21 protein-coding genes are annotated in these 26,326 nt (G+C 64.7%); 13 read left to right on the top strand and 8 right to left on the bottom strand.

The features are described from left to right. Positions 1-66: 66 nt before the first annotated feature. Entirely contained in the window at positions 67-807 is a 741-nt protein-coding gene (ubiG, locus tag ACOXXX_RS09770) for a bifunctional 2-polyprenyl-6-hydroxyphenol methylase/3-demethylubiquinol 3-O-methyltransferase UbiG (protein ID WP_422826385.1), read from the bottom strand. A 50-nt stretch (positions 808-857) separates the two neighbouring features. Between ubiG and pip the strand changes: the two genes are divergently transcribed. The 7 genes from pip to ACOXXX_RS09735 all read left to right on the top strand — a co-directional run bounded on the left by pip (position 858) and on the right by ACOXXX_RS09735 (position 9,960). Then, on the top strand, positions 858-1,832 hold the full coding sequence (pip, locus tag ACOXXX_RS09765; protein WP_422826384.1) for a prolyl aminopeptidase: 975 nt from the start codon (positions 858-860) through the stop codon (positions 1,830-1,832). 93 nt (positions 1,833-1,925) lie between these two features. Next, entirely contained in the window at positions 1,926-2,924 is a 999-nt protein-coding gene (locus ACOXXX_RS09760) for an ABC transporter permease (protein ID WP_422826383.1), read from the top strand. After that, positions 2,921-4,126: an ABC transporter permease gene (locus ACOXXX_RS09755; protein ID WP_422826382.1), complete on the top strand. Its 1,206-nt coding sequence runs from the start codon at positions 2,921-2,923 to the stop codon at positions 4,124-4,126. The genes ACOXXX_RS09760 and ACOXXX_RS09755 overlap by 4 nt, the downstream gene beginning before the upstream one ends. Before the next feature lie 4 nt (positions 4,127-4,130). Further along, positions 4,131-5,792, top strand: a complete 1,662-nt coding sequence (locus tag ACOXXX_RS09750; protein WP_422826381.1) for an ABC transporter ATP-binding protein — start codon at positions 4,131-4,133, stop codon at positions 5,790-5,792. A gap of 72 nt (positions 5,793-5,864) precedes the next feature. Next, positions 5,865-7,418: an ABC transporter substrate-binding protein gene (locus ACOXXX_RS09745; RefSeq protein WP_422826380.1), complete on the top strand. Its 1,554-nt coding sequence runs from the start codon at positions 5,865-5,867 to the stop codon at positions 7,416-7,418. A 367-nt stretch (positions 7,419-7,785) separates the two neighbouring features. Further along, positions 7,786-8,682 (top strand): LysR substrate-binding domain-containing protein, encoded by an 897-nt coding sequence (locus ACOXXX_RS09740; RefSeq protein WP_422826379.1) that lies wholly within the window; start codon positions 7,786-7,788, stop codon positions 8,680-8,682. Between the two features lie 102 nt (positions 8,683-8,784). Continuing rightward, positions 8,785-9,960, top strand: a complete 1,176-nt coding sequence (locus ACOXXX_RS09735; RefSeq protein ID WP_422826378.1) for an MFS transporter — start codon at positions 8,785-8,787, stop codon at positions 9,958-9,960. A gap of 13 nt (positions 9,961-9,973) precedes the next feature. Here the strand turns inward: ACOXXX_RS09735 and ACOXXX_RS09730 are convergent, their stop codons facing one another. Continuing rightward, positions 9,974-10,978 carry a GlxA family transcriptional regulator gene (locus ACOXXX_RS09730; RefSeq protein ID WP_422826377.1) on the bottom strand — a complete coding sequence of 335 codons (1,005 nt, stop codon included), beginning with the start codon at positions 10,976-10,978 and terminating at the stop codon, positions 9,974-9,976. 100 nt (positions 10,979-11,078) lie between these two features. Here ACOXXX_RS09730 and ACOXXX_RS09725 point away from each other — a divergent pair, with 100 nt between their 5' ends. From ACOXXX_RS09725 to ACOXXX_RS09705, 5 genes are all read left to right on the top strand, one after another. Beyond that, entirely contained in the window at positions 11,079-12,332 is a 1,254-nt protein-coding gene (locus ACOXXX_RS09725) for a sarcosine oxidase subunit beta family protein (RefSeq protein WP_422826376.1), read from the top strand. A gap of 12 nt (positions 12,333-12,344) precedes the next feature. After that, the gene (locus ACOXXX_RS09720; protein WP_422826375.1) at positions 12,345-12,647 is read left to right on the top strand and encodes a sarcosine oxidase subunit delta; all 303 of its coding nucleotides are present in this window, start codon (positions 12,345-12,347) and stop codon (positions 12,645-12,647) included. Then, a complete protein-coding gene (locus ACOXXX_RS09715) occupies positions 12,644-15,637 on the top strand; it encodes a sarcosine oxidase subunit alpha (RefSeq protein ID WP_422826374.1) in 2,994 nt (997 codons plus the stop codon). Before ACOXXX_RS09720 ends, ACOXXX_RS09715 begins: the two co-directional genes overlap by 4 nt. A 16-nt stretch (positions 15,638-15,653) precedes the next feature. After that, a complete protein-coding gene (locus ACOXXX_RS09710; RefSeq protein WP_422826373.1) occupies positions 15,654-16,205 on the top strand; it encodes a sarcosine oxidase subunit gamma in 552 nt (183 codons plus the stop codon). A 91-nt stretch (positions 16,206-16,296) separates the two neighbouring features. Then, positions 16,297-17,535, top strand: a complete 1,239-nt coding sequence (locus ACOXXX_RS09705; protein ID WP_422826372.1) for a lytic murein transglycosylase — start codon at positions 16,297-16,299, stop codon at positions 17,533-17,535. Between the two features lie 3 nt (positions 17,536-17,538). Here the strand turns inward: ACOXXX_RS09705 and ACOXXX_RS09700 are convergent, their stop codons facing one another. The 6 genes from ACOXXX_RS09700 to ACOXXX_RS09675 form a co-directional block, all read right to left on the bottom strand. Beyond that, positions 17,539-18,498 carry a zinc-binding metallopeptidase family protein gene (locus ACOXXX_RS09700; RefSeq protein WP_422826371.1) on the bottom strand — a complete coding sequence of 320 codons (960 nt, stop codon included), beginning with the start codon at positions 18,496-18,498 and terminating at the stop codon, positions 17,539-17,541. Between the two features lie 45 nt (positions 18,499-18,543). Next, positions 18,544-19,203, bottom strand: coding sequence for a cupin domain-containing protein (locus ACOXXX_RS09695; protein ID WP_422826370.1), 660 nt, complete (start codon positions 19,201-19,203; stop codon positions 18,544-18,546). Positions 19,204-19,275: 72 nt separating this feature from the next. Then, positions 19,276-19,938 carry an ABC-type transport auxiliary lipoprotein family protein gene (locus tag ACOXXX_RS09690; protein ID WP_422826369.1) on the bottom strand — a complete coding sequence of 221 codons (663 nt, stop codon included), beginning with the start codon at positions 19,936-19,938 and terminating at the stop codon, positions 19,276-19,278. Continuing rightward, positions 19,935-21,674 carry an MlaD family protein gene (locus ACOXXX_RS09685; RefSeq protein WP_422826368.1) on the bottom strand — a complete coding sequence of 580 codons (1,740 nt, stop codon included), beginning with the start codon at positions 21,672-21,674 and terminating at the stop codon, positions 19,935-19,937. The genes ACOXXX_RS09690 and ACOXXX_RS09685 overlap by 4 nt, the downstream gene beginning before the upstream one ends. A 2-nt stretch (positions 21,675-21,676) precedes the next feature. Further along, positions 21,677-22,492 (bottom strand): ABC transporter ATP-binding protein, encoded by an 816-nt coding sequence (locus ACOXXX_RS09680; protein ID WP_422826367.1) that lies wholly within the window; start codon positions 22,490-22,492, stop codon positions 21,677-21,679. Positions 22,493-22,494: 2 nt separating this feature from the next. Continuing rightward, on the bottom strand, positions 22,495-23,625 hold the full coding sequence (locus ACOXXX_RS09675) for an ABC transporter permease (RefSeq protein WP_422826366.1): 1,131 nt from the start codon (positions 23,623-23,625) through the stop codon (positions 22,495-22,497). A 207-nt stretch (positions 23,626-23,832) separates the two neighbouring features. On the opposite strand from ACOXXX_RS09675, the gene ACOXXX_RS09670 reads away from it, so the two are divergent. After that, on the top strand, positions 23,833-26,211 hold the full coding sequence (locus tag ACOXXX_RS09670) for a mechanosensitive ion channel domain-containing protein (RefSeq protein WP_422826365.1): 2,379 nt from the start codon (positions 23,833-23,835) through the stop codon (positions 26,209-26,211). The last annotated feature ends 115 nt before the right edge of the window (positions 26,212-26,326 follow it).

Here is a 26,326-nt window from a genome sequence, read left to right as displayed (position 1 = left end):
GCGGAAGTTTGGCTGCGCCCCGTCCGCCCTCTGGGCACCACGCCGTCCGATACCCGGCCCGGTCGTTCAGGTCGGTTTCAGCGCCGCCGTCACGTAGTTCACCGACAGGTCGCGCGACGATATCCGCCAGTTCCAGGTCACCGGGTTGAACTGGAAGCCCTTGCGGTCGACCGGGTCGAGCCCGGCCTGCCGCAGCAGGTCGAAAAGCTCGTCCGGGGTGATGAACTTGGACCACTCATGCGTCCCCTTGGGCAGCCAGCGCATCACGTATTCCGCCCCGACAATGGCCATGGCAAAGCTTTTCGGGTTGCGGTTCAGGGTCGAACAGATGTGCAGCCCGCCGGGTTTCAGCAGGGTCTGGCAGGCGGTGAGGTACCCCAGCGGGTCGGCCACGTGCTCCACCACTTCCATGTTCAGGACCACGTCGAACCGCTCTCCGGTCTCTGCCAGCGCCTCTGCGGTCGTGTGGCGGTAGTCGATGTCGAGCCCCGACTGTTCCGCATGGGTCTGTGCTACGGGAATATTTCTCTCTGCCGCGTCGACCCCCACGACCGTGGCCCCGAGCCGCGCCATCGGTTCGCACAAGAGCCCGCCGCCGCAGCCGATATCGAGGATGCGCAGCCCGGCAAAGGCGTCGGGCGCGTCAAGATTCCGCTCGAACTCTCCGGCGATCTGGTTGGTGATGTAGTCCAGGCGGCAGGGGTTCAGCATATGCAGCGGCTTGAATTTGCCGTTCGGATCCCACCACTCGGCGGCCATCGCTTCGAACTTCGCGATTTCGGACGGATCGACGGTGTTGGTTGTCATCTGAGAGTTTCCCATGGTCTTTTCCCCGCTGAACCCAATATAGATCAGGCATGGACAAAGACTTGGGCCAAAAACGCGCAGTTCAATACCTTTATCCGCCGATCGACCCCTTCGATCAGCGCATGATGGACGTGGGCGATGGTCATACCGTCTATGTGGAGCAATGCGGCAATCCCGACGGTGTGCCGGTCATCGTCTTTCATGGCGGACCGGGCGGCGGCTGCAGCCCGTCGATGCGGCGCTATTTCGATCCGCGGGTCTATCGCATCGTTCTGTTCGATCAGCGCGGCTGTGGCCGGTCGCGGCCCCATGCAAGCGTCACCGACAACACCACCTGGGACCTGGTGGCGGATATCGAACGCATCCGCACCGCGCTCGAGGTCGAGCGCTTTATCGTCTTCGGCGGCAGCTGGGGCGCGACGCTGGCGCTGATCTACGCGATCAGCCACCCCGAGCGCGTCAGCCACCTGGTGCTGCGGGGCGTGTTCCTGATGACGCAGGGCGAGCTTGACTGGTTCTATGGCGGCGGCGCCGGTCGCTTCTGGCCAGAGCCGTGGGCGCGATTTGTCGATCTGATCCCCGAGGACGAACAGGACGATCTGATCGCCGCCTATCACAAACGGCTCTTTTCCGGCGACCTGCGGATCGAGACGAAGTACGGCCGCGCCTGGTCGGCCTGGGAAAACGCGCTGGCCTCGGTCTATTCCAGCGGGCAGGGGGGCGAGGCGCCCGGCGATTATGCCCGTGCCTTTGCCCGGCTGGAAAACCACTATTTCACCAATGCCGGGTTCCTCGACCGCGACGGCTGGATCCTCGACAACGTCGACCGCATCCGCGACATCCCCGGGGTGATCGTGCAGGGCCGGTACGACATGATCTGCCCGCCGGTACGGGCATGGGAACTGGCGCGGGCCTGGCCCAATGCGGACCTGCGGATGATCCGCAACGCCGGGCATGCCTTGTCAGAGCCGGGGATCAGCGCCGAACTGGTGCGGGTCATGGACCAGATCGCCGAGACGCTCTGACCCGAGCGGCGCGTCCCGGGGCCACAGCAGGGTTTACAGCGGGCGCGAAGACGTTAACGTGGGTGTCACAAAATCAAGGGTGGCCCTAGCCGCGTGAATTCGGTTCTCAAAATCATTCTGCAACGTCTGGCACTTGGCGTGCTGACGTTGTTTATCGTCTCGGTGGTCATCTTCACGGCAGTCAACATGCTGCCCGGCGACTTTGCCCAGGCGATTTTGGGTCAGGGCGCCACGCCCGAGGCGGTGAATGCGATCCGCAGGGATCTTGGGCTCGATCAGCCGCCCGTGGTCCGCTACTTCCAATGGCTGGGCGACGCCGTGCAGGGCGATCTTGGCAATTCCTTCGCGCAGGCGAATTTCGCCAGTTTCGTCGGGGCCGATGGCAGTTCCAACATGGCGTCGGTGGCCAACCAGATCGCGCCGCGGTTCTGGAACACGATGTTTCTGGCCGGTGTGACGGCGGTGATCGCCGTGCCGTTCGCGGTGATCCTGGGCATTCTGGCCGCGCTTTACCGCAATTCCGCCTTCGACAAGTTCGCCAATATCTTCACGCTCAGCTCGATCAGCAGCCCGGAATTCTTCCTTGCCTATATCCTCATCCTGTTCCTGGCGGTGCTGAACCCGCTGTTGCCCAGCCTGTCGAACATCTTCGAGGGGATGAGCCTGGGCGAACGGCTGGAAAAGACGCTGCTGCCCGCGCTGACGCTGACGCTGGTGGTGACGGCGCACATGATGCGGATGACCCGCGCGGCGATCATCAACCTGCTGGCGTCGCCCTACATCGAGATGGCACGGCTCAAGGGCATCAGCCCGCTGCGGGTGATCGTGAAACACGCGCTGCCCAACGCGCTGGCCCCGATCATCAACGTGATCGCGCTCAACCTGGCCTACCTGATCACCGGCGTCGTCGTGGTCGAGGTGGTGTTCGTCTATCCGGGCATTGGCCAGCTTTTCGTTGACAGCGTCAAGATCCGCGACATCCCGGTGGTGCAGGCCTGCTGCCTGATCTTCGCGGGGGCGTACATTCTGCTGAACCTCACCGCCGACATCATGTCGATCATCTCGAACCCACGGCTGAGGCACCCGAAATGAGCATCTGGCTGCAGATCATCGCCGTGCTGGCGTTCTGCCTGGCCGGTGGCTGGGTGTTCCGCTTTGCCGGAATCAAGGCGACCGATGGCAAACCCTTCTACCGCGACATGCCGCTGAGCGTGGCATTCGGCTATGTGCTTGGGGTCGTGCTGCTGATCTGGATCGTCTGGTCCTATTACCTGGCGCGCACGCTCGAGCCGCCAGAGGTCAACAAATACTTTTTCTTCCGCATCGCCATCGAAGGCTTCGTGATCTTCGCGATCATGGCGTGGCTGTTCCGCCTGCTGGGCCGGACGGTCGGCACGGCGGGCACGAAAAAGATGTTCCGCCAGATGCCGCTGACGGCGAGCTTTGGCATTCTGATGATCCTGATCTACGCGCTGCTGGCGATCTTTGCCGGGGCGCTGGCGCCCTACGGTCAGGAACAGATCGTGCCGGGTGTCGCCGCGAACATCCCTCCCGGCGGCAACCCCGCCATGGGCGGCAACCCGGACTTTCCGCTGGGCACCGACCAGATCGGCCGCGACATCCTGAGCCGTTTGATCTATGGCGCGCAGAACACCGTGGGCATCGCCTTTGCCACCACCTGCCTTGCGTTCTTCATCGGCGGTACGCTGGGCTTTCTGGCCGCGACGCTGGGCGGCTGGCTGGACCAGGTGCTCAGCCGCGGCGTGGATGTGCTGATGGCGATCCCGTCGCTGATCTTTGCGCTTTTGCTGATGACCATCGCCAGCGCCTGGGCCGGATCCGAAAAGGGGCTGCTGACCTTCTACATGGTCTTGATCATCGCCGTGATCGACAGCACCCGGGTGTTCCGGCTGGCGCGTGCAGTGGGCGCTAATATCGTCGTGATGGATTATATCGAGGCCGCGAAGCTGCGGGGCGAGGGGCTGGGATACCTGATCTTCAAGGAGATCCTGCCCAATGCCACGGCGCCGCTTCTGGCGGAGTTCGGGCTGCGCTTCTGTTTCGTCTTCCTGACCATCGCGTCGCTGTCGTTCCTGGGCGTCGGCATCCAGCCGCCGCTGGCGGACTGGGGCACGATGGTGCGGGACCTGGCGCAGTTCATCAACTTTGCCTCCTTCGCGCCGCAGGTGGCCAGCGCGCCGCTGCTCGCGGCGGGGGCGATTGCGTTGCTGACCGTGGCGGTCAATTTCGTGGTGGACTGGATGCTGCACAGATCCTCGGGCCTGAAGGAGTGAGGCGATGACGAACACACCGCCGAACCGCCTTCTGACCATGAAGGACATCTGGATCGAGGGCCGATCGGACGAGACCTGGAACCCGATCATCAACGGCGTCGATCTGCACCTCGATAAGGGCGAGGTGCTGGGCCTGATCGGGGAGTCCGGTGCCGGCAAATCCACCATGGGCCTGGCGGCCATGGGCTTTTGCCGCGATGGGGTGCGCATTTCCAGGGGAGAGGTCGATTTCGACGGCATCAACCTCGTGAAGGCCAGCGCCGAGGTCAAGCGCGGCCTTCTGGGCAAGCGCATCGCCTATGTGGCGCAATCGGCGGCGGCGTCGTTCAACCCCGCGCACAAGATCATCGATCAGCATACCGAAGGGCCAACGCAGCACGGCGTCATGTCAAAATCGGAAAGCGAACGCGACGCGATGGAGCTTTATGCCAAGCTGCGCCTGCCCGATCCCGACAACATCGGCTTTCGCTATCCGCACCAGGTCAGCGGCGGGCAGTTGCAGCGCGCGATGACGGCGATGGCCATGTCCTGCCGCCCCGATCTGATCATCTTTGACGAACCGACCACGGCGCTGGATGTCACCACGCAGATCGAGGTGCTGGCCAGCATCCGCGACATCGTCGACCAGTTCGGCACGGCGGCGATCTACATCACCCACGATCTGGCGGTGGTGGCGCAGATGGCCGACCGGATCAAGGTGTTGCTCAAGGGGGACGAGGTCGAAACCCAGGACACCCGCGCGATGCTCAGCCACCCCAAAGAGGACTATACCAAAAGCCTTTGGGCCGTGCGCGAATTCAAGCGTCCGCAGAAACCCGCCGTGCACACCAGCGCCACGCCGGTGGTGTCGGTGCAGGGCATCACCGCCGGGTACGGCAAGATCGACGTGCTGCACAACGTCAGCTTTGACATCCACGAAGGCCGCACCGTGGCCGTCGTGGGCGAATCCGGGTCGGGCAAATCCACGACCGCGCGCTGCATCACCGGCCTTTTGCCGCCGCGCAAGGGCACCATCGAATTCGACGGCGTGTCGCTGCCGCTGGATTACCGCAAGCGCAACAAGGACCAACTGCGCCAGGCGCAGATGATCTATCAGATGGCCGATACGGCGCTGAACCCGCGCAAGACCATCGGCGAAATCATCGGGCGGCCGGTGGAATTCTACATGGGCTTGAAAGGCCGCGACAAACGCCGCCGGGTCGAGGAACTGCTGGAAGAGATCGAATTGCCCGGCAGCCAGTACATCGACCGTCTGCCGTCGGAACTGTCTGGCGGTCAGAAACAGCGCATCGGCATCGCCCGGGCACTGGCGGCAGAGCCGCGGTTCATCATCTGCGACGAGGTGACAAGCGCGCTCGACCAGCTGGTCGCCGAAGGCATTCTGCGTCTGCTGGCCAAGTTGCAGGACGAACTGAAACTCAGCTATATGTTCATCACCCATGATCTGGCCACGGTCCGGTCGATCGCCGACGAGGTGGTCGTGATGAAGGATGGCGAGGTGGTCGAACAGGGCCCCAAGGTCGAAATGTTCAAGCCGCCGCACCACGCCTATACCGATCTGCTGCTCAGCTCGGTGCCGGAAATGGATCCGGACTGGCTCAGCAACCTGCTGCAGGAACGCGGAGTTGATAACATCGGCGACGCTGCGGTGAATAAGATGGACTAGGGAATCGCCCGCCAACACGGGTGTCATAATCGCAGGGCATACCCTGCACAGACTGCAACCAGGGAGACGAAGATGAGACATATCAGCAGACGCGGACTGCTCAAGACAGGTGCCGCCGCCGGTGTTCTGGCCGCAAGCGGCCTGCCGCTGCAGGCCCAGGCCAAGCGTGGCGGACGCCTGCGCGCGGGCCTGTCGGGGGCCAACACCTCGGACAGCTGGGACGGGCGCACGCATTCCGACCTTTACATGATCGCCAGCGCCCAGGGCGCGGTGTTCGACAGCCTGACCGAAGTGGCCGCCGACGGATCGCTCAAGGGCGAACTGGCCGAAAGCTGGGAAGCGACACCGGACGCCAAGACCTGGACGTTCAACCTGCGCCAGGGCGTGACCTTCCACAATGGCAAGGCCTTCGGCGCTGACGACGTGATCGCGTCGCTGGAACTGCACGTGGCCGAAGGGTCCAAATCCGCCGCTCAGCCCATCGTGGCGGCGATCTCCGAGATGAAGAAGATCACCGATCACCAGGTGCAGATGACGCTCGAGGCCGGCAATGCCGACTTCCCGTACCTGATGTCGGATTATCACCTGCTGATCTATCCCGCGGGCCAGATCGAAGAGGCCATCGCCAACGGCATCGGCACCGGCCTTTACCAGGTGCAAAGCTTCGAGCCGGGCGTGCGCATGGTCGCGACCCGCGTCGACAGCCACTACAAGGGTGACGAGGCGGGCTATTTCGACGAGATCGAATATATCGCCATCAACGACAACACCGCCCGGATGAACGCGCTGATGACCGGCCAGGTTGACGCGATCAACCGCATCGACTTCAAGACCGAGGCGCTGCTCAAGGCGAATCCGATGATCCGCATTCAGGAGGTGACGGGCAACCAGCAGTATACCTTCCCGATGCTGACCAACGTTGCGCCGTTCAACGATGTGAACGTCCGCAAGGCTCTGAAATACGGCATCAACCGTCAGGAAATGGTCGACAAGATCCTGCAAGGCCACGGTCGCGTCGGCAACGACACCCCGATCGGCCCCGCCAACCAGTATTTCGCCGATGATCTGGAGCAGCTGACCTACGATCCCGACAAGGCCAAGTTCCACCTCAAAGAAGCCGGGATGGACTCTCTCGACATCGACCTGTCGGCGTCCAACGCGGCGTTCGAAGGGGCCGTCGACGCGGCGCAGCTGTACCAGGCCTCGGCGGCCGTGGGCGGCATCAACATCAACCTCGTGCAGGAACCGGCGGATGGCTACTGGTCGAACGTCTGGCTGAAAAAGCCGTTCTGCGCCTGCTATTGGTCTGGCCGCGCGACTGAGGACTGGATGTTCTCGACCGCCTACGAGGAAGGCGTGCCGTGGAACGACAGCCAGTGGGGCAGCGAGGACAGCGCCCGCTTCCAAGAACTGCTGCTTCTGGCGCGTGCGGAACTCGACAGCGACAAGCGCCGCGAACAGTACACCGAAATGCAGATGATCCTGCGTGACGAAGGCGGCGTGATCATCCCGATGTTCGCCAACTACGTCCAGGCGGTAAGCACCAAGGTGCAGAACCCCGAAACCGTCGGCAACCTCTGGCAGATGGACAACGGCCGGATGGCCGAACGGTGGTGGATGTCGTAAGCCTTCGCTGCTTTACCGAACAAGAACGCCCCGTCCAACCGGCGGGGCGTTTTTTCTTGTCCAGATTAGCCCCGCGCCGGAAGCGCCGACGCCGCCGTCGGCTGCCGCCCGTCACGGCGTCTGAAAAGGGCTTTCAGCGCGCGCCGCAATGGGCCGGGCGACGGTCGAAACCCCTCGGGCAGGCGGGGGGGTGTGCCGGACCGGGGCCGCCCACCAGAATCAAACATTTGATACGTATCTAACAGCTCGGGATAGGCGGGAAGCATGGCGATTTCCTTTTTTCTGGCTTTCTGTCTTTGACTTTAAGTGGCACGCTGCGAATCTGGAAATCAGCAATATTTCCAGGCTGTAAGGTGAGCTAATAGCTATGGGTCTTGACTGGACCAATCTGCCGTCGCTGACGGCCCTGCGCGCCTTTGAAGTCGCGGCCGGGTCCGAAAGCCTGAGCGCTGCGGCGCGGGCGCTGAACGTGACGCCCGCCGCGGTCAACCAGCAGATCAAGGCGCTGGAACAGCATCTGGGAACCGAACTGATGGTGCGCAGCCCGCGCGGCGCGGTACTGACACCGGATGGCGAGGTACTGGCCGACCGGCTGCGCGAAGGCTTTGCCCGGATCGCCGGAGGCGTTGAGGCGCTGCAGGCGCGCACAGCCGAGCGTCCGGTACGGATTACCACCACCAGTTTCTTTGCCGAGGCGGTGATCTTTCCGCGCATCGCTTCTTACTGGCGCGATAATCCCGGCGACGAACTGTCATTCTTTCCGTCCGACTGGGCGGTCGATCTGGTGGGTGAAGGGTTCGACATGGCGGTGCGGGCCGGTGGCGGCAATTGGCCAGGGCTGACCGTGTCACTGCTTTTGAAAAGCCCGACAGTGGCCTGCGCCGCCCCGGCATTGGTGGATGATCCTGCGACCGACTGGTCCCGCGTGCCCTGGCTGATCCCGGAACAGGACGGCTGGGAAGCCGACGCGTTGCGCCAGTCCGGCATCGACCCTGCGTCGGTGCTGCGGCGCGATCTTGGCGACGACGCGCTGGAGATCGGTGCGGGCGAGGCGGGCGTCGGGCTGGTGCTGGAGTCTACGGTGGACCTCAGGCCGTCGCTGGCTTCTGGGCGGCTCAGGATCGCGCCGGTGCCGATCCGCCACGTATCGCAGTATTTCATAGTCACCCCGCCATGGATCGCCCGGCCCGCCGTCCATCGTTTCAGCGCCTGGCTGCGCCGCGTCTGCCGCGAGGTTGCGCCGCTGCCGCCTGCCGCGGGCTAAGGCGCTGCGGGCTGCCGCGTACTTTGGTTGAAACCAGTGGCGCGGGAAGCCGCTGCGACCTAAGCAGGTGCTACGGGCGGCGGTTGCGCCGAAAGGGGTGCGATGAAGGTACTGATACTGATTCTGACGATCTGGGCCGCCGGGCTGGGCGCGGCGGCGCAGTTCGCCAAGGTCGCGCTGATCCTGCCGGAGCTGGCGCTGATCTATCCCGATGCGGGCGCGGGGCTGGGGTTTCTGGTTACGCTGATCTCGCTTCTGGGGATCATCTTCGGGCTGGTCGCGGGGATGCTGGTAAAGCGCATCGGGCTTTACGGTCTCATGTGGCGGTCGCTGTTTTTCGGGTCTGCCCTCTCGGCTGTTCAGGCGGTCGGGCTGGCCATGGACTGGCCGCTCTGGCTCATGCTGGTCACCCGCGCGTTCGAGGGCCTGTCGCATTTGGGCGTCGTCGTTGCCGCGCCCACGCTTATCGCCATCCATGCCCCCGACCATTGGCGCAACGCAGCGATGACGTTGTGGAGCACGTTTTTCGGGGTCGCCTTTGCGGTTCTGGCCTGGATCGCCGTACCGGTGGCCATCGAAAGCGGGCCCGTGCCGATCTTTCTGGCGCACGCGGTCTACATGGGGCTCTGCGGTCTTGTGCTCCTGCTCCTGATCCCGCGGGACACGCCGGATCGCAACGCGGCGCCGGCATTCGATTGGGCGCAGATCAAGGCGCAGCACATCGCGACCTACCGGTCGCCCCGTGTCGCCGCCCCGGCCCTGGGCTGGGTCTTCTACACCTTCAGCTTCGTGGCGCTGGTCACGGTTCTGCCGGGTCTGGTGCCGCCGGATGTCCGTGCCTTTGTCGCCGGGACCATGCCATTGATCAGCATCGTGGTGTCGCTGACCATCGGTGTCGCGCTCCTGCGGCTGCTGCCCGCCGTAACGGTGGTCTGGGTGGGCTTTGCGCTGAGCGCCTGTCTGGCGGCGCTGATGATACCGCTGGGGGTCAGCCCGCTGGGGTGCATCGTGCTGCTGGGGGCGATGGGCCTCGTGCAGGGGGGGAGCTTTGCCGCCATCCCGCAGCTGAACCACACCCGCGCCGATCAGGCGATGGCCAGCGGCGCCATCGCGCAGACCGGCAACCTGGGCAATGTCATGGGCACGCCGATCATGCTTGCGGTGCTGGCGGGGCTGGGGGTCACGGCGCTGCTGGTGCTGACCGTCGTGATCGCTTTGGCCGGGGCAGCGGTGCATCTGTTACTTGCCGCGCGACGGCGGGCTGATCCTACCACGTGACGCCGACGAACGATTATCCTGACGACTCCACAGGCAGGCGCCGCGCCGTCGCACGGTATTCCGCCGGGGTCTGGCCCAGTTCGGCGCGAAACGCCCGGATCAGGTGTGACGCGTCGCAGAACCCGCAGTCGAGCGCGATGGCGGTCACGCTCTGATCGCCCCCGACCAGCAATTGCCGCGCCGCATCGAGGCGCAGGTGCTGCGCCGCGCGCGCGGGCGTGATCTTGAGGTCCTCGCGGAACCGGCGTTCCAGCTGGCGGCGGCTGACCTGCAAGTGCCGCGCCAGGTCGTCGATGCTTTCGGGCGCGTCGAGGTTCTGCTGCATCCGCAACAGCGCCTTGCGGACCACAGCGTCGCGGGCGTTGAGGGTCGACGGCGTACCGGGCTGTGGCCGTTCGCCGCTCATCGCCTGGTCGATGATCATGATCGACAGGCTTTTGCTCGCGGCGGAATGGCCGACGTGCCGTTCGACCAGGTAGGCGGCCAGATGCGCGGCGGAATGCCCGCCCGAACAGGTCAGGCGGTCGCGGTCCACGACAAAGATCTGGTCCGACACCGGCGTGGCATCGGCAAAGCGTTCGATGAAATCGCGGTGGTGAAACCAGCTGACACAGCAACGGTAGCCTTCCAGCAGCCCCGCCTCATGCAGCAGGAAAACACCGGTGCAAAGCCCCGCCAGCGGCACGCCATCGGCCGCCGCCTTTCGCAAAAACCCCTGCACCTCGGGTGACAACCCGCGCGTATCGCCGATCAGCCCGCCGACCACGACGATGTAGTCATAGCGCCCGGCGTTGCGCAGCCGCGTGTCGGGCTGCACCTTGACGCCGCAGCTCGACCGCACGGCGTTCATGTCCGCCGACAGCACCGTCCAGTCGCAAAAGATCGGGCGCGACCGGTCGGCCTCGTCCGCGGCAAGCCGCAGCACATCGACGAAATTGGCGAAAGCCGACAGGGTGAAGTTGTCGGCCAGAAGAAAGCCGACCGACAGGTGGCGGCGTGCAGGCGAAGCGGTGCTCATGCCGCAAAGATACAGCGGATTTGCCGCAATCGTCCAGTCCGCGCCGCCCGATCTTTGATAGCGCACAGGTTCATCCCGACCCAAGGCGGAGCCCTGTGACATGACCCGATTCTCTGCGCTATCGCTTTTGAAGAATGCGATTTCCGGCAACAAGGACTGGACCGAGCAATGGCCCGACAGTCAGCCGAAGAAGGAATACGACGTGATCATCGTCGGTGCGGGCGGGCACGGGCTGGGTGCGGCCTATTACCTGGCAAAGCAGCACGGCATCACCAATGTCGCGGTGATCGACAAGGGCTGGCTGGGCGGTGGCAACACCGGGCGCAACACCACGATCATCCGGTCGAACTACCTTTATGACGAATCCGCGCGGCTCTACGATCACGCGCTGGATCTTTGGGAAGGGCTGAGCCAGGAACTGAACTACAACGTCATGTTCTCGCGCCGGGGCGTGATGATGCTGGCGCATAATGTGCACGATGTGCAGTCGTTCCAGCGCCACATCCACGCCAATCGCCTGAACGGCGTCGACAACAAGTGGCTGAGCGCGAAAGAGGCCAAGGAATTCTGCCCGCCGCTCAACATCGCGCCCGATGCGCGCTATCCGGTCATGGGCGCGGCGCTGCAGATGCGCGCGGGCACGGCGCGTCACGATGCCGTGGCCTGGGGCTATGCCCGGGGTGCGGCGGCGCGTGGCGTCGACATCATCCAGAACTGCCCCGTCACCGCGATCCGCCGCGGGCCGGATGGCGCTGTCGAGGGGGTGGAGACCGCCAAGGGCTTCATCAAGGCCAAGAAGGTCGCCGTGTCGGCGGCGGGCCACACCAGCGTGGTGATGGAAACCGCGGGCGTGCGCATGCCGCTCGAAAGCTATCCGCTGCAGGCGCTGGTCTCTGAGCCGGTCAAGCCGATCTTCCCCTGCGTCGTGATGTCCAACACCGTGCACGCTTATATCAGCCAGTCCGACAAGGGCGAACTGGTGATCGGGTCGGGCACCGACCAGTACACCAGCTATTCGCAGCGCGGCGGCCTGCCGCTGATCGAACACACCGTGGCGGCGATATGCGAGGTCTTTCCGATCTTCAACCGCATGCGGATGCTGCGCAAATGGGGCGGCATCGTCGACGTGACCCCGGACCGGTCGGCCATTCTGGGCAAGACCCCGGTGCAGGGGCTCTATGTCAACTGCGGTTGGGGCACAGGCGGGTTCAAGGCGACCCCGGGCGCGGCGCATACGCTGGCCTGGACCGTTGCCAAGGACGAACCGCACAAGATCAACGCGCCTTTCACGCTCGACCGGTTCCGCACCGGGCGGCTGATCGACGAAGCGGCCGCCGCCGCCGTCGCGCACTAAGGAGGACACAAGATGCTTCTGATCCATTGCCCCTATTGCGACGAAACCCTGCCCGAACTGGAATTCGCCTATGCCGGCGAGGCGCATATCACCCGCGCTGCCGATCCCAGCAGCCAGAGTGACGAGGAATGGCGCGATTTCCTGTTCATCCGGTCCAACGTCAAGGGCCCGCATTACGAACGCTGGCGGCACATCCATGGCTGCGGGCGCTTCTTCAACGCGGTGCGCGATACCGTGTCCGACCGGTTCCTGACCACCTACGAGGCCGGCGCCCCGCGCCCTGACCTTTCGACTCTGCTGGGAGACGACAAATGAGCCAGTTTCGTGTGCCGGGCCGGGGCCGCGTCGACCAGACGCGCCGGGTGAAATTCACCTTTGACGACAAGTATATCGAAGGCCGTGCTGGCGACACCGTCGCCTCCGCGCTGCTGGCCAACGGTCAGCACCTGATGGGCCGGTCGTTCAAGTACCACCGCCCGCGCGGCGCCGTCGCGGCAGGGTCGGAAGAGCCTAACGCGCTGATCGGCACGAAGCGCGGCAAGGGCCGGTACGAGCCAAACACCCGCGCCACAGTGCAGGAAATCTATCCCGGCCTGAAGACCAACAGCCAGAACAAGTACCCGAGCCTCAAGTTCGACGTCGGCGCGGTCAACGACATGGCCTACATGCTGTTTTCCGCAGGCTTCTATTACAAGACCTTCATGTGGCCGAAGTCGTTCTGGGACAAGGTCTACGAGCCGTTCATCCGCGCCGCCGCCGGTCTGGGCGTCAGCCCGACCGAGGTTGATCCCGATCACTATGCCTCGCGCTATCTGCATACCGATGTGCTGGTGATCGGCGCGGGCCCCGCGGGGCTGTCGGCGGCGCGCAGCGCGGCCGAGGCCGGATTGCGGGTGACTCTGGTCGATGAAAACTCCGAAGCGGGCGGCACGCTGCTCAGCGAACCGCAGGCGCAGATCGACGGTCAGGCGGCGTGGGACTGGCTGGCGGCCGAGGTCGCGGCCCTTGAAGGGCTGGGCGTGCGGATCATGACGCGCACCACCGCTATCGGCTATTACCATCAGAACATGGTGGGTCTGTGCGAAAAGCTGATCGATCATCTGGAAAACCCCGACCCTGACATGCCCCGCGAACGCATGTGGCGGGTGCGCGCCGGGCAGGTGATCCTGGCGCAGGGCGCGCTGGAAAAGCCGCTGGTGTTCGACGGCAACGACCGTCCCGGCGTCATGCTGGCCGGCGCCGCGCAGACCTTCCTCAACCGCTATGGCGTGCGGGTGGGCGACCGCGCGGTGATCGTGACCAGCCACGACAGCGCCTGGTATGCGGCGTTCGATCTGCAGGATGCCAACACCCGGATCGAGGCCATTGTCGACACCCGGGCCGAACCGCGCGCCGATCTGGTGGCCGAGGCGGAAAAGCGCGGCATCACCGTGCTGGCCAACCACAGCGTCAGCGGCACCGATGGCCGCCTGCGGGTCAAATCCGTGCGGGTGAACCGCATCGTTGACGGCAAGGTCAAGTTCGGGCGCAAGCTGCCCTGCGACTGTGTGCTGATGTGCGGCGGTTGGACGCCGTCCCTGCATCTGTTCAGCCACACCAAGGGCACGCTGAAATGGGATGAGGATCGCCAGACCTTCCTGCCCGATCACAAGGCCGAGGATTGCCAGATCGCCGGTGCGGGCCGTGGCCTGTGGGGGATCGAGGCGGCGCTGAACGACGGCGCGGACATGGGCGCGCAGGCGGCCTCCGATCTGGGCAAATCCGTTGATGCACGCAAGCTCAGCGTCGAAAACGACCGTCCCGGCACCGGTATCAGCCATACCGAACTGCCGACCGATCTGAAACCGGGCCGCGCCAAGGCGTTCGTGGACTATCAGAACGACGTCACCGCCAAGGACCTGCGCCTTGCGGTGAAGGAAGGCATGCGCTCGATCGAGCATGTCAAACGCTACACCACCAACGGCATGGCCACCGATCAGGGCAAGATGTCCAACATCAACGGCCTCAACATCGCCGCCGATGCGTTGGGCAAGGCGCAGCCGCAGGTCGGTCTCACGACCTTTCGCCCGCCTTACACGCCGACAACCTTTGGCGCCTTCGTGGGCTACCATAAGGGCGATCATTTCGAGGTGACGCGCAAGACGCCGATCGACGCCTGGGCCGAGGAAAACGGTGCGGTTTTCGAACCGGTCAGCCTGTGGCGCCGCGCCTGGTATTTCCCGAAGTCGGGGGAATCGATGCAGGACGCGGTGACCCGCGAATGCAAGGCGACGCGGGAAAGCCTGGGTATCTTCGACGCGTCCACACTGGGCAAGATCGAGGTCGTGGGCCCCGATGCGGTCGAATTCATGAACCGCATGTACACCAACCCCTGGACCAAGCTTGCCCCGGGCCGCACCCGCTATGGCCTGCTGCTGGGCGACGACGGGTTCATCCGCGACGATGGCGTGATCGGGCGGCTGTCGGACGACCGGTTCCACGTGACCACCACCACCGGCGGTGCCGCGCGGGTGCTGAACACGATGGAGGATTATCTGCAGACCGAATGGCCCGACCTGGACGTCTGGCTGACCTCGGCGACCGAACAGTGGGCGACCATCGCGCTCAACGGTCCGAACGCACGCAATCTGCTGGCCCCGCTGGTTGACGGCATCGACCTGTCGGATGAGGCGTTTCCGCATATGTCCATCGCGGAATGCACCGTTGCTGGTTTTCCCGCACGGCTGTTCCGCGTGAGTTTTACCGGCGAGCTGGGGTTCGAGGTCAACGTGCCCGCGCGCCACGGCCGCGCGCTTTGGGAACGGCTGATGGCCGACGGTCAGAAATACGACATCTGCCCCTACGGCACCGAAACCATGCACGTGCTGCGCGCGGAAAAGGGGTTCATCATCATCGGTCAGGAAACCGATGGCACGATGACGCCCTATGATGTCGGCGCGGGCTGGGCCATCGGCAAGGCCAAGCCGGATTTCGTCGGAAAGCGCGCGCTGGCGCGGCCCGACCTGGTGGCCGAAGGCCGCAAGCAGATGGTCGGCCTGCTGACCGAGGATGGCACCACCAAGCTGGAAGAGGGCGCGCAGATCGTGCTGGACCCGAACCAGCCAAAACCGATGAAGATGGTCGGGCACGTCACCTCGAGCTATCACAGCGCCGCTGTGGGCCAGCCGATCGCGCTGGCGGTGATCGAAGGCGGCCAGGACCGGATGGGCGAGACGGTGTTCATCCCGATGCCCGACACGACGATCAAGGCAAAGGTGGTCAGCCCGGTGTTCTACGACCCCGAAAACGCACGGCTCAAGCTGTGAAGCGCAAGGTGATGTGATGACAAAGATGACCCAACCGTTTGTCGCCGGTCCGCTGGCAAGCTCTGACGCCGTCACGCTGGAGCTGATGCAGCCCGTCGCGCGCTTTTCGCTTCGTGCCCGTGGCGGGGCCGTGGCCGCGCTTGGCACCGCGCTTGACCTGACGCTGCCGGAAAAGATCGGTACGCGCGCGAACAAGGGCAAGACCGAGGTGCTCTGCCTTGGCCCCGACGAATGGCATGTGCTGGCGGCGGAGTCTGATGCCGCTGGCATCGTCAAGGCCTGCGCCGATGTCTATGCCGACGCCCCGCACAGCCTGACCGAGGTGTCCGACCGCGAGGTCACGGTGCGCATCACCGGCCCGAAAGCGGCAGAAGTGCTGACGCTGGGCTGCCCGCGCGACATCGACGGCATTTCCGTGGGCAGCGGGCGCCGCACCATCTTTGATGGCGCGACTGTGCTGCTGTGGCGTGACGGCGACACCGAATTCCGCATGGATATCTGGCGGTCCTTCGTGCCGCATGTCGTGTCGCTGCTGGAAACCGGCACGGTGGAACTGGCGGGCGAATAACCGCTGGCAAAGGGGGCAGGCCCCCAAGACAAGCGCTGCGTTCGCGGGTAGCCTGGGGGCAGTTGATCCCTTTTGCCGGAGCCTGCCCTTGATGTTGCGTGTTATTGCCCTTTTGTCCTGTCTTCTGGCGCTGGCCCTGCCTGCCGCCGCGCAGAACCGCAGCGCGGTCGAGGCGCAGTTTCAGGGCTGGCTTGAGCAGACCATCTGGCCCGCCGCGCGGGCCAAGGGCGTGTCGCGCGGTACGTTTGACGCCGCGTTCCGGGGTGTTTCGCTCAACTGGGATCTGCCCGACCTGGTGCCGCCGGGCAGCAGCGCGCAGACGCCGAAACGCCAGCGGCAAAGCGAATTCGGCAGCCCGGCCAAGTATTTCAGCCGTGGTTCTGTCGACGGGGCCACATCCGTCGGTCGGCAGATGGCCGGGCGGCACAAGTCCGCGCTGGACCGCGCGACGCGCCAGACCGGTGTGCCGGGGCGGATCATCCTCGCGATCTGGGGCCGGGAAAGCGGCTATGGCCGGGCGAAGATTCCCCACAACGTGTTTGAGGTGCTGGGCACCAAGGGCTTCATGAGCACGCGCGCGCCCTATTTCACCGACGAACTGATCGCCGCTTTGCAGATTGCCCAAGCGGGGCACGCGGGCGGGGCCGCGATGAAAAGCAGCTGGGCCGGGGCGCTGGGTCAGCCGCAGTTCATGCCCTCGAATTTCCTCGAATACGCGGCGGACGGCGATGGCGACGGGCGCGCCGATATCTGGCGGTCCGAGGCCGACACCATCGCGTCAATCGCCCGCTACCTTGACCGGCACGGCTGGGATTCCAGCCGCGATTGGGGGTTCGAGGTGACGGTGCCGCGTTCGGTGTCCTGCACGCTGGAAGGCCCGGATCAGGGACGGCGCATTTCCGACTGGGCTGCGATGGGGATCGAACGGGTGTCGGGCAAGGCCTTTCCAGATCACGAGGCGCGCGGGCGGGGCTTTCTGCTGATGCCCGCCGGGCGCAATGGCCCCGCCTTCATCGTCACGCCGAACTTCTACGTCCTCAAGGACTACAACATGAGCGATCTTTACGCGCTGTTCGTCGGGCACGTGGGCGACCGCATCCAGTACGGCATAGGCGATTTCAGCGCGGGATGGGGGCGGGTGGGCAAGATGTACCGATCGGACATCGCGGCGATGCAGCGCGGGCTCGAGTCGATGGGTCACGATGTCGGCGGCGCGGATGGCCTGCCCGGATTCAAGACGCGGCGGTCCATCGGACGCTGGCAGGAAGCGACCGGTCAGGCCGCCACCTGCTTTCCCGAGGCGTCGATGAAAGCCGCGCTGGCGCGCTGAGCGTCAGGCGCGCAGGCGCAGGTGCCGATGCACGAACGCCAGCTTGTCCCGCACGCCCGGTTGCAGGACAAAGGGATAGAGATCCGGCAGGTCCAGCGCCCGGTTCACGTGGTTGATCGCGATGGCTGTTTCGACCGCCTGGGTGACCAGCCGTTCCGTATCCGTTTCGGCATAGGCGTCGATGCCTTGTGCCGGCCCCCCGGGCAGAACCAGGCTCGCCGCCGACGCGCTGTCCAGAAGATCGGTCAGGTGCAGCAGATGCGCGGTGGTCTCGGCCCAGTCCTCGTGCGGGTGGGCAGTGGCATAGCTGGTGATATGATTGTTGTCGGCGGGTTTGGGCGACTGGTAGTGCCGTTTCAGCGCGGCGCCGTAATCCGCGGTTTCGTCCCCAAAAAGCGCGCGGAACGCCTGCACGAACTCGGCGGACGCACTCAGCCTGACGAACAGGAAATGCGCCATCTCGTGGCGCATGTGCCCCAGCATCGTACGGTAGAGCTCGCCCAGGTCTTCCTGCCGCTCCTTGCGCGTGGCCTCGCTCGCCTCGGTCACGTTGATGGTGATCACACCGTTCGCGTGCCCCATGATCACGTCCGCATCGCCGGTCGCGGTCTGTTCGGACAAAAGCTTGAACACCGGGCGGTCGCCGGCATCCTGCGCGGTGAACCAGCCCCAGCGCATGAGGTTGGCCAGCATCCAGCGCTTGGCCGCTTCGGTTTTGGCCCAAAGCGGGACGTTATCTGGCGTGCCGATGTCCGGCACCGTCTTTGTCATCGCGCAGGATCGGCACAGCCCGCACTGATCGGCCTGCCAGTTGCAGCCGATGACCTCGCGGTTATCACAGGGAATCGCGTTGATGCGCATGGTGGCTGCATCGGGGTCAAAGCTGACCTGATGGCCGCAGCGGCATCCGGTATTATGGAAATAAAGCCGCGCCGAACAGGCGGGGCAGGTGAAGATTTGCATTGGTTTTCCTGAAACTCGATAGAGAGAGGCGTGACGCCCTACGGCTCACGCGGCGGGCAGGTGCCCTGTCTTGATGAAAAGCAGGCCGCCGCCGTCGCTGCGAAGGTCGGTGGCGGTGCCGTCGTTGCGCCGCAGCCAGGTGCCGGTGCCGTGTTGGCCAAGGTCGTCGGTCACGGACCCTTCCAGCACCAGCGCTTCGAATCCTCCGGGCGGCACCTCCTGCGTCATCGCGGCACCGGGAGAGAACCGCAGCATCCGCACCTCTTCGGTGCCGTGTCGGTGCAGGGGCAGGGCGGTCACGCCCTCGGTTCCGGTGTCCTCAAAGGCGGCATTGGCGGTATCGATCTGCTTTTGCTCGGTATCGTCGTCTTCGAACTGATGCAGCTTGACCAGAATGGTACAGCCATCGTCGCTGTGCGGGGCGTGGCTGGTGCCGATGGGATTGCGCACGTAGGTGCCCAGCGGATAGTCGCCGTGTTCGTCGGAAAACGTGCCTTCGACCACAAGATATTCCTCGCCCCCGCCATGGGTGTGCGAGGAGAACCGCGACCCCGGCGCATAGCGCACCAGCGAAGTGGCGCGCGCCACCTCTTCGCCGATGCGGTCCAGCATCTTGCGCTCAACCCCGGCCATCGGGGATGGGACCCAGCCCATCGTGGTCGTGTCCAGCACGACGGATTGATCGAAATCGGCATTGATGCGCATGGTAGGGGCCTTTCCGCAGCGAAGGATGTTCGCAGTATGTGATGCGGCCCGGCGCGTTTACAAGCGGCGCGTCTAGCCGCCCGCACTCAGCCGGGCGCCCAGGCTGGTCACCGCCCAGGTCGCGAAATCCTGCAACAGCTGGTCCGACGCCCTGTCGAAGGCCGCGACCACATCGCCGACGTCCGTCGACGCCGCCTGCGCGGTGGCGGTGAAGGTGCGCGACGCGCGAATGCTGACGTCACGTTCGCGCACCAGCCGCGAGGTCATGCGCAGAGTGACCGTCACCGGCGCGTCTTCGTTCGGGGATTCGGCCTGGAAATCCGTCACCTCGGTCAGGATCGCGATGTCGCCGCCCGCGCCAAGGGGGCGCCGCGCCACGTAGCTCAGCCCGTTCGTCTGCTCGAGGCTGCGCAGCAGCAGCGTCTGGACCATCACCGGTGTTTCCTCGCTCCACCGGGCGCCGGGCAGGTATTGCGCCTGAAGCGCATCGGGTTTGATCATGATCCGGTCGGTCACCAGCGCGCCGCTGGTGGTGGGCAGTTCGACCGTCACTTGCAGCGGCAGGGTGCGGCTGGCGACCGGCAGCGTGTCCGGTGCGCGCAATTCGTAGACATCCAGCGTTTCGGTCGCATCGCCAAGTGCTGACAAGGCGGAACAGCCCGACAGCACCAGCAGGGCCAGAAACGGAATGACGCGGCGGCGGACGGAAAAGGGCAGCATTGAAAAGGCTCTCATCTTCTGAATTCGGGGGTCTGCTGGTTCAGGAAGAACCGCGCCGGATCGCGCGAAATCTGGTTGGTCAGCCGGTCGAGATTGGAAATCAGCGTGCGGGTTTCCTGCGCCAGACGGCCATAAAGCGGCAGGCTGCCGGTGGTGAAATCGTTGACCGCCGCGCCCGATGTGGCGGCGACGCCCTCAAGCTCTTCAAACAGGCTCTGGGCCGAGGCGCTGGCGGCGCGCAGGTCCGCCGTGACCGCCGGGATGTCGTCCGACACCTGATCGACCACGCCGTTCAGCCGCGAGATGGCTCCGCGCAGATCGGCGGTGATGCCCGAGATATCCTCGTTGATCACCCGGTCCGCGCCTTCGAACGCCCGCTCTGCCGCACTCAGCGCGCCTTGGCCGATCTCGAGCGCGGAATTGATCGCGGTCAGCGTGTCGTTGGCATTGGCAAAGGTGGTCGTGGCGGTGGTGATCGCGGTTTCCGCCGCCACCGAAAGCCCGTCGATACGGCCTGACGCGGCGCTGAGGTCGGTGCCGACCTTTTCGATCATCAGGTTCGCGTTGTCGGTCATGCTGCGGATATTTTCGATGATGTCGGGCAGGTCGTTTTCGGTGGTGCGGGTCACCGCGTCGATCGCCTTGGCCGCGCCGTCGATCATCGCGCGGGTTTCGTCCACCAGCGCGTAGCCGTCATTGACCACCAGCGTGTCAAAGTTGATCGCGGCCTGGTACATCTCGTCCAGCGTCACCTCGAGCTGGTCGATCATCACGCTGGTTTCGTTCAGCACGCGCTCTGCCTCGACCAGCCGCGCGGTGGCGGTGCGGCCGGCTTCGCTGAAGACATCCAGAGTGCTGTTGGCATTCAGTGTCAGGGCGGCGATTTGGCTTCGCAGGTCCTCGACCGCCGCGCGCACGTCGCCGGTCAGCGCAGGCAATTCGCCCGACAGGAAGGTATCGGCATCGGTGAGGGTCTGTTGAGCGGCCGTCAGCGCGTTGGACCCATCGGTCAGGAAGCCCTTTCCCTGTTCTGCCACCTCGGTGATCGTGTTCAGCGTGACATCGGCGCTTTGCAGCACCACCGACAGGTCGCCCGACAGGGTTTCCAGCGTGGTGTTGAACCGGTCGATCTGGTCGGCGAAGCCCGACACGGAGTCGGTCACATCGGAAAAGCTTTCCAGGGTCGAGGAAAAGTCTTCGGACGCGGCTTCGACGTTGATCAGGATGTTTTCCAGTCGGCCCTGATTGGCATCGGTGAAAAGGCTGGCGACCGCTTCGACCAGCCGCAGCGCCTCGGCCACCAGCTCGGGGCCGTCCTCGGTCAGCGACTGCAGCGCCGAACGGCCCGCGACGATGCGCGGAACCTCTTCTTCGCTGGCATCCTCGAGCAGCGGCAACGCCGGGCTGCCCGCGTCGATGCCCACGTAAGACACGCCGGTCACGCCCTGCGATTCAATCGTGGCGACGCTGTTGATGCGCACCGGCGTGTTGGCATCGACCTCGAGCCGCACCAGGATCGTGCCGTCGCGGTCGGGCGACAGGCGCACGTCCACCACCTGGCCCACGGGCAGGCCCGCAAACCGCACGTCGGACGCGTTCGACAGGCCGGAAACCGAGCTGAACGCCACCTCGTAGTAGGAAAACTGGCGGTCCAGCTCGACCTGCGCGAACCACAGGAAAAAGCCGACGATCCCCGCCAGACCGGCAAGGGTAAAGGCCCCGATCAGGATGAAATTTGCCCGGGTTTCCATACCTATCCGCGCCCGTCATCGGTTGCGGCCTGCGCCGAATCCAGCGCGGCCCGCGCGCGGGGACCATGGAAATAGGCATGCACCCAGGGGTGATCGACTTTCATCATGTCCTGCATTGTCCCGGATACGAGAACCTTTCTCTCGGCCAGGACAGCGATGCGGTCGCAGGTTGCATGCAGCGTGTCCAGGTCGTGTGTCACAAGGAAGACCGTTAAACCCAGCGACCGGCTAAGTCCATGGATCAGCCTGTCGAATTCCGCCGCACCGATGGGGTCGAGCCCGGCGGTGGGTTCGTCCAGAAACAGGATCTCGGGGTCGATGGACAGCGCGCGCGCCAGCCCGGCCCGCTTGCGCATACCGCCCGAAAGCTCGGACGGGTAATTGTCGCCGGCAATATAGGGCAGGCCCACCATCGACACCTTGAGGTCGGCAAGATCCCGCCGGATCGCCGGATCAAGCCCGTCGATGGGGCGCATGGGTACCTCGACGTTTTCGCGCACGTTGAGCGAGGAAAAGAGCGCGCCGTCCTGAAACATCACCCCCCAGCGGGATTCGAGCACCTGGCGCGCGTCCTCGTCCGCGGACCGCACATCGACGCCCAGCACCTCGATCGTGCCGGCCGCGGGCGTCTGCAGCCCGGCGATGGTGCGCAGCAGAACGGATTTGCCGGTGCCCGATCCGCCGACCACGCCCAGGATTTCGCCGCGATAGACGTCAAGATCCAGATCGTCATGCACCACGTGGCTGCCGAACTGGTTGCGGATGCCGCGCAGGCGGATGACGGTTTCGCGGTCGTCGGGGGGCGTTGATGTCGGCACGGTCACATCCCCAGCTGCGCGAAAATGACGGAAAAGATCGCATCGGCCACGATCACCGCAAAGATAGCGGTCACGACGGCGTTCGACGTCATGCGGCCCAGCGATTCCGCGTTGGATTTTACCTGCATGCCCGCGTGGCAGCCGACGACGCCGATGATCACCGCAAAGACCGGCGCCTTGATCATGCCGATCAGCACATGATCGACCGACGTGCCCTCGACCAGCCGGGTGACGAACATCGCCGGGCTGATGCCCAAATCGATCCAGGCCATCAGCCCGCCGCCCACCAGCCCGGCGATATTGGCGATCAGCCCCAGGATTGGCAGCATCAACACCAGCGCCAGGATCCGCGGCACGAACAGGACCATGGCGTGATCCAGACCCAGCGTGCGCATGGCGTCGATCTCTTCGCGCATCTTCATCGACCCGATGGCGGCGGTATAGGCCGACGCGGTGCGCCCCGCCACGATGATCGAGGTCAGAAGAATGCCCAGCTCGCGCAGGATAGAGATGGCGATGAGGTCGACCACAAAGACCTCAGCCCCGAACTGCCGTAGCTGGGTTGATCCCTGGAACGCCAGCACCACCCCGATCAGAAAGGCCATGAGCGCCACGATGGGCACCGCCTTCACGCCAACCTCCTGGCTGTGATGCACAAGCGAGGTCAGGCGGAATTCGCCGGGATGACGCAGGGACCGCAGAAGCCGGGCCAGAAACAGCCCGAAATAGGCCACCAGCGCCAGCACGAATTGTGTGCCGCGATAGACAGCTTCGCCCACCGCAGCGACGTGGTCCGACAAACGGCGCGGTTCCGGTTCGGGATGGTCCGGATCGGGCAGGGCGCGCGTCACCGTCTCAAGCAGGCTTTGCACCGACGCATCGGCCCCGTCCAGCGTCACGCTTGCGCCAGCGGCCTCCAGCCGCTGCTGGCACAGGCTGATCGCCCAGGCCCCTGCCGTGTCGAACCGCGTCACCTTTGTGAGGTCGAGCGTCACCGGCTGGTCGGGGGGCAAGGCCTGCAAGCGCTGCCGCAGATCGGTGACCGTGCGCACCGTGCAGGGGCCGCGCAGCGTGACCCGCTGGCCCGCGCCATCGGGCGCAATCTCGATCAAGAGCGGGTCAGGGTCTGGCATTGGCGTGTGCGGCAATCGTGGGGGGCAGGCAGGCTGCGGTCCAGATAGCACGGCTTGAAAGCACTGGACAGGCGCGATATGCGCCGGCTCGACCAGACCTGGCAAGCGTCCGGGCGAAACCATTTCGCGGACCGGGCGTTAACCCGTGATTTATCTGCCCGACCGTGCACCGGAGAAAGACCGACGATGATTTTTGACAAGTTGCCGATGACCGCCTCGATCCGGGGCGGCCTTTCCGTTTTCCTGTTGGTTCTTGTCTCGCTTCTCAGTCTTGGCTCTCCGTCCTTCGCACAGTCGACGCCCGCGCCATCGGGCGGCGACAGCTCTGCCAGCACGGACAGCAATGTCGATCCGCTTGTCCCGTTTCTGGATGTGCTGAAGAACGACAAGGCACGTGCAGAGCTGATCACGGAACTGGAAAAGGCGACCAAGGCGGCCCCCGATGCCGCAGCCCAAGCCACCGGGACCGCCGATGAACCGCGCATGTCGCTGGGCGGCCGGATCGCAACGCTGACCCAGAACGTCGCCGAATCCGCCGCGGCCGAGGCGCAGCGGGTCTGGCAGTCCCTGGCCAACACAGGATCAGTCTTCGACGGGCTGGGGGGCAACGAACTCAGCGTGCTTTTCGAGGCGTTCCGCGGGCTTCTGCTGGTCATTGCGCTGACGGTCGTCGTGTTCGTGGCGTTGCGCATGCTGGCCATGCCGTTCTTCCGGTCCATGGGGAAATCAGCGCAGAACGCGAGCCTCGTGCGGGCGGTGATGCTCTATGCCGGATCGCTGATCGTCGATGCCCTGATCGTGCTGGCCGCCTGGGCCATCGGCTATGTGGTGACGGTCATGCTGCTGGGCGAAGTCGGGCAGATCGGCTTTCGGCAAAGCCTGTATCTCAACGCCTTCCTGCTGGTCGAAATGGTCAAGGTGGCGATGCGCGCGGTGATCTCGCCCTCGGCCTCGGGGCTGCGGCTCTTGCCGATCAGCGACCAGGCGGCGCGGCGGCTCAACCGCGTGCTGACCGTGGCTGTCACGATCCTGGGCTACGGGCAATTGCTGGTGCTGCCGATCGTGAACCAGTCGGCCTCTTACGCCGCCGGGACAGGCGTGTCCGCGGCGCTGTCGGTGCTCACGCTGCTTTACCTGTTCTTCGCGGTCGTGCGCTATCGCCGCCCGGTGTCCGACTGGCTGCACAATGCCATCGCCCCGCCCCGCCAGGACGGCGAAGGAGCCGTCCCCGAAGCGGACGACCTGCACGGGATCACGCGGATGCTGGTCAACAAATGGCACTGGCTGGCGCTGGCGTATCTCACATTCATGTTCGTCACGGTGATGAGCCGCCCGACCGATGTGGTCATGGATTATGTCACGGCCTCGCTCAAGGTCGCGGCGGCGGTGATCCTGGCCTCGGCGCTTTATACCGCGTTGTCGCGGGCGATGCGGCGCGGCATCACCCTGCCCGATCATGTCAACGAAAAGCTGCCGCTGCTGCAGCCGCGGCTGAACGGCTTCGTGCCCAAGGTGCTTTTCGTGCTCCGCTACGTCGTGGCGGCTGTGGTGCTGATCTACGTGCTGAACGTGATCCGGATCGTGGATATCGGCAGCTGGCTGGACAGCGAACTTGGGCTGAACATGTCGGGCGCCGCGGTGTCGGTGTTCTTTATCCTGCTGATCGCCTACGGCATCTGGCTGGCCATGACGTCTTGGGTGGATTACCGCCTGAATCCCGATTACGGCACGGTGCCGTCTGCGCGCGAAACAACGCTGCTCACGCTCCTGCGCAACGCCGCGACCATCGCGATCCTGATCCTCACGCTGATGTTCTGCCTGAGCGAGATCGGGCTGGATATCGGCCCGCTTCTGGCCTCGGCCGGGGTGCTGGGTCTGGCCATCGGTTTCGGCGCGCAGAAGATGGTGCAGGACATAATCACCGGTGTGTTCATCCAGTTCGAAAACGCCATCAACGTCGGCGATGTGGTCACCGTCGGCGGCACCACCGGATCGGTGGAAAAGCTGACGGTGCGGTCGGTGTCGCTGCGCGACATCCACGGCGTTTACCACATCATTCCGTTTTCCAGCGTCGACATGGTGTCGAACTTCACTCGCGATTTCTCGTACTTTGTCTGCGATATGGGCGTGGCCTACCGAGAAAACGTCGAGGACGTGAAACAGGCGATGCTGGATTGTTTCGACGAACTGCGCGAGGATCCCGAACAGGCGTCGTTCATCACCTCGGATCTGGAATGGTTCGGGCTCAACAACTTCGGCGACAGCGCCGTGGTGCTGCGCGCCCGGATCAAGACCCTGCCGGGCAAGCAGTGGGGGGTCGGACGTGCATACAACGCCATCCTCAAGCGTGTGTTCGATGAGCGCGGAATCGAAATTCCCTTCCCGCACCAGACGATCTTTTTCGGTGAGGCGAAGGATGGCTCGACCCAGCCCATCCGCCTTGAGGGACCCGAGGACGCGACCATCGACAGCACCGCCGAAGAGTCGGACACCGACACCGCGACCGAGCAGGAAAACGGCGGGCGCAAATGGCATGACGATGATCCGGACACCGGCAGCGAAGACGACGGCGGTGCAGAGCGCTGAATTGCACAGCGGGGGCCCTAGCGTGTACGATTCCGGGCATTCGCCCGGGATCGTTTCCGAATTCCGTGACATCCACCGATGATCTGCCCATTTTCATTGTGCTGACGTGACGCCG

Origin of the sequence: Thalassococcus sp. BH17M4-6 (assembly GCF_049323015.1) — a bacterium.
Classification (GTDB): domain Bacteria; phylum Pseudomonadota; class Alphaproteobacteria; order Rhodobacterales; family Rhodobacteraceae; genus Puniceibacterium.
The sequence above is the reverse complement of the archived record's forward strand: the minus strand, read 5'-3'. Positions and strand labels throughout refer to the sequence as shown.